8 protein-coding genes are annotated in these 9,453 nt (G+C 45.3%); 2 read left to right on the top strand and 6 right to left on the bottom strand.

Annotated features, from left to right (window positions below; all coding sequences use genetic code 11):
• Positions 1 to 407 (bottom strand): hypothetical protein (locus Y696_RS10630; RefSeq protein WP_147431782.1); only part of this gene is annotated, 407 nt, incomplete at its 3' end.
• A gap of 359 nt (positions 408 to 766) precedes the next feature.
• Between Y696_RS10630 and Y696_RS10625 the strand changes: the two genes are divergently transcribed.
• Entirely contained in the window at positions 767 to 2,257 is a 1,491-nt protein-coding gene (locus Y696_RS10625; protein ID WP_006487598.1) for a DUF1538 domain-containing protein, read from the top strand.
• On the top strand, positions 2,250 to 2,918 hold the full coding sequence (locus tag Y696_RS10620; RefSeq protein WP_039882277.1) for a P-II family nitrogen regulator: 669 nt from the start codon (positions 2,250 to 2,252) through the stop codon (positions 2,916 to 2,918). The genes Y696_RS10625 and Y696_RS10620 overlap by 8 nt, the downstream gene beginning before the upstream one ends.
• 86 nt (positions 2,919 to 3,004) lie before the next feature.
• On the opposite strand, the gene Y696_RS10615 is transcribed toward Y696_RS10620, so the two are convergent.
• The 5 genes from Y696_RS10615 to Y696_RS10595 are packed head-to-tail and all read right to left on the bottom strand — an operon-like array spanning position 3,005 to position 8,848.
• Complete coding sequence (locus tag Y696_RS10615) at positions 3,005 to 3,955, bottom strand: ABC transporter permease (RefSeq protein WP_006487600.1); 951 nt, start codon at positions 3,953 to 3,955, stop codon at positions 3,005 to 3,007.
• The gene (locus Y696_RS10610) at positions 3,956 to 5,506 is read right to left on the bottom strand and encodes a sugar ABC transporter ATP-binding protein (protein WP_006487602.1); all 1,551 of its coding nucleotides are present in this window, start codon (positions 5,504 to 5,506) and stop codon (positions 3,956 to 3,958) included.
• A complete protein-coding gene (locus tag Y696_RS10605; RefSeq protein ID WP_006487604.1) occupies positions 5,490 to 6,701 on the bottom strand; it encodes a hypothetical protein in 1,212 nt (403 codons plus the stop codon). Before Y696_RS10605 ends, Y696_RS10610 begins: the two co-directional genes overlap by 17 nt.
• A 23-nt stretch (positions 6,702 to 6,724) precedes the next feature.
• On the bottom strand, positions 6,725 to 7,651 hold the full coding sequence (locus Y696_RS10600) for a sugar ABC transporter substrate-binding protein (RefSeq protein WP_006487606.1): 927 nt from the start codon (positions 7,649 to 7,651) through the stop codon (positions 6,725 to 6,727).
• A gap of 30 nt (positions 7,652 to 7,681) precedes the next feature.
• Positions 7,682 to 8,848, bottom strand: coding sequence for an ROK family transcriptional regulator (locus Y696_RS10595; protein ID WP_006487608.1), 1,167 nt, complete (start codon positions 8,846 to 8,848; stop codon positions 7,682 to 7,684).
• Between the last annotated feature and the right edge of the window lie 605 nt (positions 8,849 to 9,453).

Here is a 9,453-nt window from a genome sequence, read left to right as displayed (position 1 = left end):
AGTATCACATTGAGTGCCGCACGGATTGACTCGGATCCTCCAAAACCCCTTGAGTCCAATACACTACCGACTTTCTTAAACTCTCTTGAGAAGTCGCTGCTGTCTCTTTCCAGAGCTTCAAAGGCTCTCAAAATAACCGCATCATCACTTCCAAGACCCCTTTCCAGCAGGAAGCGGATCGACGCCTCCATACTGTCTTCCCCGTGGAAGCTCTCACCAAGCCAGCCATCTTGTTTCTGGTTTTCGATTATCTTCTTAACACTGGTATCATCGAGGATTCCCGAATGAAGTACTCTCATATTCAGAGTATCCTGACTCTCTTCCAGGATTTCCTTTTGGACCCTGTATTTTATAGATGAACAGGCGTCTCCTTCGAGAAGAAAGGAAATCATTATCTCTCTTAGCATCTCTACCTCCGTTCATTGATGACGAAATGCCCTTCGGAATTCGATGGTGTTATGTACGAAATACTACACTTTACTCAGTTCGTATAGCAAGTATCGATAATTGAGATGAACGGTCAAAGGGGTTTCAGTCTGTTCTTCATCTCTTCCTTTCCTAGATTGACGCATGATAGTAAACCTGCCCTGAGGTGACTGAACAGGTATAATAAAGCTAATGATTGCAGTCTAGGATTGGTGATCTTTGAAGTGATTGAAAGCCTAGGTACGTATAGCTACTCGGCGTCCACGGAAGAGCTTCGAATCGGAGAGAAGATACAACATAAAGCAAAAAAGCGCATCTCGAAGAAAGGGTGAGCATATCAATGAACCTACTTCTCGAAAAACTCAAGGAAGTGCTGTTAGCCGTTCTTCCCATTACGGTGCTGGTTCTGGTGCTCAATTTCCTGTTTGTCTCGTTGAGTTGGTTTCTAATATTCAGATTTGTGATTGGCTCCTTTTTGATTGTTGTCGGGCTGTCTGCGTTTCTTTTTGGAGTCAGTATAGGGATTAGTCCTATCGGTAACTTCATGGGTACCTTCATAGCAAAGACTAATAAGCTCTGGATAGTAGCTGTTGCAGGTCTTGTGCTTGGATTCTTCATATCCATAGCCGAACCCGCACTGCATATACACGCGCTTCAGGTCGAGCTTGTCTCTTCAGGTATATTATCTAGCGGGAGTGTCGTTATAACTGCATCAATTGGCATTGCAGTTTTTCTCTCACTCGGACTCATAAGAATCGTCTTCAATGTCGCCCTCAAGAAACTTATGACAGTGTCTTACGGTATAATACTTATCCTTTCTCTCTTTTCTTCGAGAGAATTACTTGCGATCTCTTTCGACGCTTCCGGAGCTACCACAGGCGCGATGACCGTTCCATTCATTGTTACACTTGCAGCCGGGATATCAGTTCTCAAGAGAGATAGTAGATCTTCAGAAAATGATAGTTTTGGACTCCTGGGAATTGCCTCTGCCGGAGCAATTATCTCTGTGCTTCTCGTCGGTTTAGTATCCACTAACAACACTATGGAAGCTGCCCCTGTTTATTTCGCATCGGAATCTTCAGAGATTCTTGGTTACTTCTTCGATTTGATGCCAAGGATCGCGAGTGAGGTTCTTCTTTCACTGCTTCCGATACTGCTGGCCTTCTTGCTGCTTCAGTTTAGCTCACTGAGACTTTCAAAGAGAATGCTCAGACAAATAACTGTCGGACTTCTGTTCACTTTTGTAGGTATGGTGATTTTTCTCGTAGGTGTCAACGGGGGCTTCATGGATGTCGGGAGAGAAATCGGATACGGCATAGCCTCAATGGGAAACAAGTCAATCTTAGTTCTAGTTGGTATGATTCTGGGTCTTGTCACAATCCTTGCAGAGCCTTCGGTTTACGTTCTGACTCATCAAATTGAAGATGTGACCAGTGGTGCCGTTAAGAGAAGAATAGTTCTTCTCGCCCTATCGGCCGGTGTTGGTCTGGCAGTGGCTCTTTCAATGATTAGGATAGCTGTACCGGCGGTTCAACTCTGGCATTTTCTTCTGCCCGGCTATGCCATCTCCATAGTACTGTCGTTTTTTTCGCCTAAGCTCTTTGTCGGAATTGCTTTCGATGCGGGAGGTGTTGCCTCTGGACCTATGACGGGTACTTTTGTAATTGCTTTCGCTCAGGGTGCCGCGAGCGCAATTGAAGGCGCGAACGTGCTCATTGACGCTTTCGGTCTCATATCTATGGTTGCAATGACACCCATTATCGCTCTTCAAATACTGGGGTTGATATACAAGATTAAGACAAGAAAAAGAGGTGTTGAGTCAAGTGGCTAGTAATAAGAATATCAGTCCGTATAAGTTGATATATGCGGTCGTTAACTTTGGAAAAGGAAGCGAAGTGCTTCGAATTGCAAGGGAAAACGGGATTAGCGGAGGCACGATTCTGCTGGGGAGGGGCACTGTAAGAAGTGGATTATTGAACTTCTTCGCGCTGTACGAAATCCGAAAGGAAATAGTATTGATAGTTGCAAACAATAGGACTGCCAAGAGCTTGCTCGAAGCTCTTGACAGAGAAATGATGCTTGATCGCCCGGATCACGGAATCGCTTTCACTGTAGACATTCAGGAAGTAGAAGGATCAAAAGAACTGGGATGCAATTCGCTCCAAGAAGGAAGAGGTGAAAAAGAGATTATGTATCAATTGATTACAGTAATAGTTGATAGGGGAAAGGCCGAAGAAGTTATAGATGCTGCTACCGAGATGGGTTCGAAAGGTGGAACGGTAATAAACGCGAGAGGATCCGGCGTCCACGAAAGAAGCACGTTGTTCGCAATGGAGATCGAACCTGAAAAGGAGATCGTCATGATCGTCTCCAAAAAAGAGTTGACACAGACAATAGTGAACAAGATAAGAGAGAAGCTGAGAATCGATGAGCCTGGTAAGGGAATCATTTTCATTCAAGACGTGGGCGATGCCTATGGCCTCCTCAAGTAGAGAAAGCTAAACCATGCACTGATGAAGAGGCGCGCTCCTGAAAGCCAGTATGTTCATCTTTGGGTCGACGCTACTTGCTGATTCTTCTAGCCACGGGCCTTGTAGAATGAATCAAAACCAACCGCAGCAAGGATTACAAGTCCTTTGAAAACGTACTGAACATACAGGTCTATTCCAATCAGGTTAAATGCATTGGTTATCATCGTCAGCAAAAGCGCTCCAATGAGAGTTCTTACTACTGACCCCTCTCCTCCTGAAACGCTGGTTCCTCCGATTACTGCTGAAGCTATCGCATCCAGTTCGTAGCCCTGACCGGCTAGCGGTGTTACAGACAGAAGCCTTGAAGCGTAGACTATTCCGGACATCGCAGCCATTAAACCACCTACCACAAAGGTTAAGGTCACATACAGATCGACTTTGATTCCCGATAATCTGGCCGCTTCTTTGTTACCTCCTATGGCACATGAGTAACGACCGAACTTTGTTTTAACTAGAACAAACTGGCCTAGAGCCACAAGGACAAGAAGAAGAATTATAGGGAAGGGAATCGGCCCAACGTATCCATTTCCGATGAAAGCAAACCCTTCAGAGTCAACGTAAAGGGGGTACCCTCCTGTGTACATGTACACAATTCCCCTGATAATTGTCATTGTTCCAAGAGTAGCAATGATTGGCGGTATGTGGATCTTTGAACTCAAGAAACCATTAGCTGCGCCGAATGCGGCGCCAACAAGCAAAACCACAACAACTGCAAGAAACCAGTGCATCGAGGATTGGAGCCCAACCGCCATTGCAGCTGTAAGGGCAAGTAGCGAACCAACTGAAATATCGAATCCTCCGCCGATGATGACGAAAGTCGAACCTATCGCCATTATCCCGATAATCGAGCTCTGCCTGAATATGTTTATGATATTTCTCCAAGATAGAAAGTTGGGTGTCATAAGTGAGATGACCAGCGCCAACACAAAGAATGCTATGATGATTTTGTACTTTCCCAGAAAGCTTGCCAACTTCGACTTAACAGCGGGTCCTGACATTCAACTCACCACCTGATTATCTAGATGCTCTTGTTTTCCGCTCAACGCCTTCTTCATGATCTCGTCCTGGCGAGCTCCGCGTTTGAATTCTCCTACGACCTCTCCATCTGCGATTACGAGGATTCTGTCGGATACTCTCCGAACTTCCGGCACTTCAGAGGAAATGAAGATAACGGAGAAGCCGTTCTCGGCAAGTTCTCTCACAATCGAGTAGATCTCACTCTTTGCCTTCACATCGATTCCCTGTGTCGCCTCGTCCATGACCAGCAATTTCGGATTTGTCAGCAGCCATTTTGCAATTACGACTTTCTGCTGGTTGCCTCCGCTAAGAAACTTCGTCTGCTGATGTATCGAAGCAAGCCGGATGTTAAGTCTTTCCCTGTATTCATTCGCTTTAACATACTCTCTCTTCGTCAGGATCATTCCGGGCATCGCAGTGAAATCGCTTATCGAAGGGAGAGTGATATTCTTGAAGACCTCGAAAAGCATAATGAGGCCATCGGATTTCCTGTCTTCGGGTATTAGCGCTATCCCTGCATTTATTGCATCTACCGGCGAGCTTAGATTTACTCTCTTGCCCTCGACTATTATCTCGCCGCTGTCTGCCTTCTCGGCGCCGAAAATCGCCCTGGCCAACTCCGTTTTTCCCGAGCCGGTGAGACCGGTAATTCCAAGCACTTCACCGGGATAGACTTCGAATGAGATATCCCTTACTCTAGGCAACTTTTGAATGTTCTTTACAGATATGACCGGTGGAAGGTCGTAGTTTGCAGAACTCGAAATATCTTCGATATCATGAAAGACTTCACCGACCATTAGATTTACGATCTCTTCTCTGTCAGTCTCAGCGGTATTCAGAGTGGAGACCTTCCTGCCGTCTCTAAGGACAGTAATTCTATCGGTAATCCTGAAAACCTCTTCCAAAATATGGGTGATATACAGGATCGAAATTCCCTTGCTTTTGAGTTGAGAGATGATCTTGAAGAGATGATCGGACTCTTCCTTCGAAAGCGATGCCGTCGGCTCGTCCATGATCACTACCCTCGAATTCCTGGAAAGTGCCTTCATGATTTCCACTACCTTCTGCTGCGCCACCCCGAGCCTGAATATCTTCTCGTCCGGTGAGAGATCAAATCCATACGACTCACAAAGGCTGCGAAATCTCTTTCTCATATTCTTTTCTGAAAGCAGGCCCGAGACCTGCATCTCGTCACCGAGGAATATGTTTTGCTCGACGGTGAATTTGGGAATGAGGCTCCTCTCCTGATAGATGACGCTTATTCCCTGCCTGAAAGATTCCGTTGGAGATGAGAAGCTGGTTTCCTTCCCGTCATAGAGAATGGTCCCGGAATCTTTCTGATAAGCTCCGACAATGCATTTTGTGAGCGTCGACTTTCCCGATCCATTCTCTCCCAGAAGGGCGTGAACCTCCCCCTCTCTCACATCCATGTCTACCCTGTCAAGAGCCTGAACACCGGGAAAGCTCTTTGAGATTTCCTTCACTTCGAGAATCAGTCTAGGCCCGACAGTATCTTTATTCAAAGCGATCACCCACATACTCGAGAATCGCATCACTTATGTGTCTTATATCCCAGGAGAGAACAAACCCATCATGGCCTTTTCTAAGAGTTGCATCTACGTAATTCCTGACTTCCTCCAGACCTACCGAACATACAGGGGGAAGATTGACCGCTTCAAAGCCGGGAAAAACCTTCACTGACGGGCTGAGGCTCATTCGAACTATCTTATCAAGCTCCAATGAGAAATTGCTTTGATCGATGCCGTCTGCAATTAGTTCATCAAAACTCCCTGGTATTGCGAGACCGACAAATTCCGAAATGATCTTCAGTGCTACCTTTTCACTAAACTCAGGTACTAGCTTCATAAGAGTCTTTGCAAGTGAGAGAAGTTCCATCGGAAGCCCGGCTGGTCCCATCGTCTTACAGTAGATCATAGGTTTTATCCAGTCAACTTCTCTGGAAATCTGTCCGTAGTCCTGAGATACAAAATCCGCCAGGGAAGGGGAAAATAGATCTACTCCAACTTCAAGTCCCTTTTCCCTGGCTTTCCTTGAATACTCCGAAAGCAAATTGAGAACCGAAGAGATCCGAAATTCTCGAAATCCCGTTGATGTCTTTCGGAATTCTGTGATCGTTCTAAGAACCTCGCTACTAATTCTCTCAGTATTTAGTTCTTCAATGAAAGCGCAGAAGGTCTTTTCAAAATCCGAAACGAGACCGTGGGACTTGACTTTGCAGGTGTCACAGAAGCAGGTAAGCATCTCTCCTATACCGTTTGCTGGAGAGGGGAAACGAATTCTATCCAGGAAGACGCCGTCAAAATCAGCCAGATTTATGATCTCTTCAAAACGGTCCAGAAAGGCTGGCGCTTCGCCAACTCTATTCGGGCAAAGAAATTTGAATTCCTCGCCACCGGCCTTTTGGTAATCAAGAATTTCGGATTCGCTCCTCTCAATAATCCCAGTCACTTCGAAGGCAGATGTATCGAAATTCACCGGCGTATCTGCCAGCAACGGATACCACAGATGTGGGGATACTCCGGCGCCTCTACAGATCGAAACGACAGGACGAAGGAATCTGGGCTCTACAGACCAAATCATGAGCCTTTCAAGTCCAGATTTCTTTGCTATTGTCAGTTTGTCTTTGAGTAGTCGGGAATTCACTTCAGTAAACTCTTCGTTCAGAAAGAGCTGAGAGAATATCCTGGCCTTACCTGCTTCGTGCACCTGTGACCTCCTAAAGTGTTCGCTTACATTTCCGGCTCGAAATCGGCTACGTTATCCTTTGTAACCATTACCTGCTGGATCTCGATAAACTTAGGAACTTCCTGACCCGTAAGATAAAGATGTGCAGCTTCAACGGCTCTATAGCCTTCTTCGATAACAGAGAAGTATGTTGATGCGTAAACATCTCCCGCTTCGATGTAAGGAACGAGTTCCTTTGCATATTCAAGGCCAAGAACGACCACATCTGTTATTCCTCTTTCTTTTAGGGCCATGGAGGCTGCTATGGCTCCCGACCACCACTGACATGCTATGACATCAACGTTTCTCTCACTTTGCAGGAAAGCTTCCATGAAAGCAAGTGTTCCTTCCTTTGTCCAGCCGTCAATCGGTCGCTTCTCGATAATTCTCCAGTTGGGGTTTCGTTCAGCCACTGAGAGGAAACCTTCTTCTCGCATCCTTTGAGCCGTGGTGCCGGGATTTCCTTCGATAAGAATTATGTCTAATTCGACATTTCCAAATAGCTTCTCGACAAATTCAGCCTGAACAACTCCCGATCCAATCTCGGAACGACCAATGTGACTAACGACTCCCGGATACTTTCCTTCAGGATCAGTTCCAATGCTGTTCGTAAAAGTAATAATCGGGATGTCTGCCTCATTGCACCTGGTGACGGCCGTTCTTAGAGCCATATTGTCTGCCGCACAAAGCAAGACAAGGTCGACGCCTCGAGCAATGAAGTTTTCGACCTGTGATAGTTGTTTACCGGCATCCCATTCAGCATCGGCATAAATCAGATTTAGATCGAATTCCTTTGCGGCTTTGTCAAGCCCAATTCTCTGAACACTAAAGAATTCAACCGTTCCCGGAAGTAGAACGGCGACGTCTGTTGCAAATAATAATCCTGTTACCAATCCAAACACAATGACTAACAAAACGGAAAGCTTTTTCATAAGTACCTCCTCTGGATTGAATCCTGCATTTCAAAATCCTGAAGCACCCCCAAGCACTTCCTTAAGGAGTAACTCCTTCTGGGCAAAATACGCCCCACCGATAACGACACTGTAAGGTTCCAATGAAGCTCTCGCAAGAAGATCGGATCTGTATAGCTCTTCCGGTAAAACTCTCCTGAGGGTGTCGTTAATAATCGGAAAAATCCGGTCATACTGGTTGAACCCAATACCACCTCCTATTAGAAGTCTGGCTGGATCAAGAAGCATAATAGCATTTGCAAATGCGAGAGCGAGATGTTCGCACCCGCTGACTATTCTTTTGCTGATTCTATCGTCCGACTCCATATTTTCAAAGAGCTCCTTAACAGAGACTTTCATACCATTGCTTCTACAGAAGGATTCGAGTGCATATCCGGAAAACCATTGCTCAAGTCTGCCAAATCCAATATTCATCTTTGATTCAATTGACCAGTCTGTAACAAACTCGCCAATCTCACCTGCTCCTCCAGAAGATCCCCTGTAAACTGAATCGGCGATAACTATACCTGAACCAATACCTGTTCCGATCGACACAAGCACTACATCGCCAAACTCTTTTGCTGAACCGATCCACGACTCCCCGAATGCGGCAAGAGTAACATCGTTTTCGATCAACGTCGGTATACCGAAGCACTCTTCAACATGACTTTTGAGATCGAAATTTCCCATATCGAATGATGGCATATACTTGATATTCTGGGTATTCCTATCAACTGTACCGGGAATGCCAATGGAAATTCCAAGAACCTTTCCTCTATCGACCTGCGCGATGTAACTCTCAATTCTTTCACTGAGTTCATCTATCAAGCCTCTTCTCGTTCGAAGAGCATCGGAAGGTATGGTCTCGCTATTTGTGATGTTCCCATCTAGATCTATAAGTGCAAAGATGGTCTTTGTTCCACCTATGTCTATGCTGAGTACGTATCTGTAATCTTTCGCAAAGGAAATGTTGATAGGTTTCCTACCACCGGAAGACTTGCTTTTTCCAAGACCGTTCTCAGTAATCACGCCTTCCGCAACGAGAGCGTTGACTATCGAAGAAATCGTCGGTTTGCTTAATCCTGTAAGCTTAGCAAGCTGAACTCTGGAAGTGCTCTCTCTTCCCCTCACAATTCTTAAGATCTCATCTGTTCTGCTCTCTATAAGCCTCGATACCACTGGATCCTCCTGTTAGCATTCAGAGTTATTTTTCAATAGTATTCTAAAAGCGAACTCAGAAAGAACTTGAGAACCACATTGATCATGATCTAGGTTGGTAAATTTAAATTACTAACTAAGTCTGCCTAAATTATATCCCGTTAAGGAGTCAGATCAAAGGAGAGAACACTTAACCAATCCAGATCATACAAAATGGACTACAGGATTAATCGGCCTGCGCCAAAGCTTATGGAACGTAGTCAGGCTTCACAATTGTTGGAAATATAAACTCAATATTTGCTTCTGCGAACAGTCTCTTCCTCCTGGAGTTCGTCTGCAAGAAGAGTGGAGAGAAATCTGCATTTCATACGTCCTTTTGAGGCTTTCAGCTCTTCTACTCAAAACTCTTTCTTGAATCGTTTTTTTGGCACCAATAGCTTAATGGCCGAACTTGTCTGCTCTCGAAGTGTCTACCTATGAACTTGTAGGAGTCCTCTTGAGAGGACTTACAATATTGGCTACAGAAAAGAATAATGATTCTAATCGGTCGTGGCCAGTTTAGATCACGCCTCTTCGCTCGGCAGAAGAAGTCGAAAATAGATCGCAATTTTGTATACTCAGAATAC

It is taken from the genome of Mesotoga sp. H07pep.5.4, assembly GCF_003664935.1.
GTDB classification, from domain to species: domain Bacteria; phylum Thermotogota; class Thermotogae; order Petrotogales; family Kosmotogaceae; genus Mesotoga; species Mesotoga prima.
Note: the sequence above shows the minus strand (reverse complement) of the source record. Positions and strands in the feature narration are given on the sequence as shown.

Excerpts from the sequence above, each read along its gene's own strand:
- Y696_RS10600 (WP_006487606.1), bottom strand. The coding sequence starts at position 7,651 with ATGAAAAAGCTTTCCGTTTTGTTAGTCATTGTGTTTGGATTGGTAACA.
- Y696_RS10615 (WP_006487600.1), bottom strand. The coding sequence starts at position 3,955 with ATGTCAGGACCCGCTGTTAAGTCGAAGTTGGCAAGCTTTCTGGGAAAG.
- Y696_RS10625 (WP_006487598.1), top strand. The coding sequence starts at position 767 with ATGAACCTACTTCTCGAAAAACTCAAGGAAGTGCTGTTAGCCGTTCTT.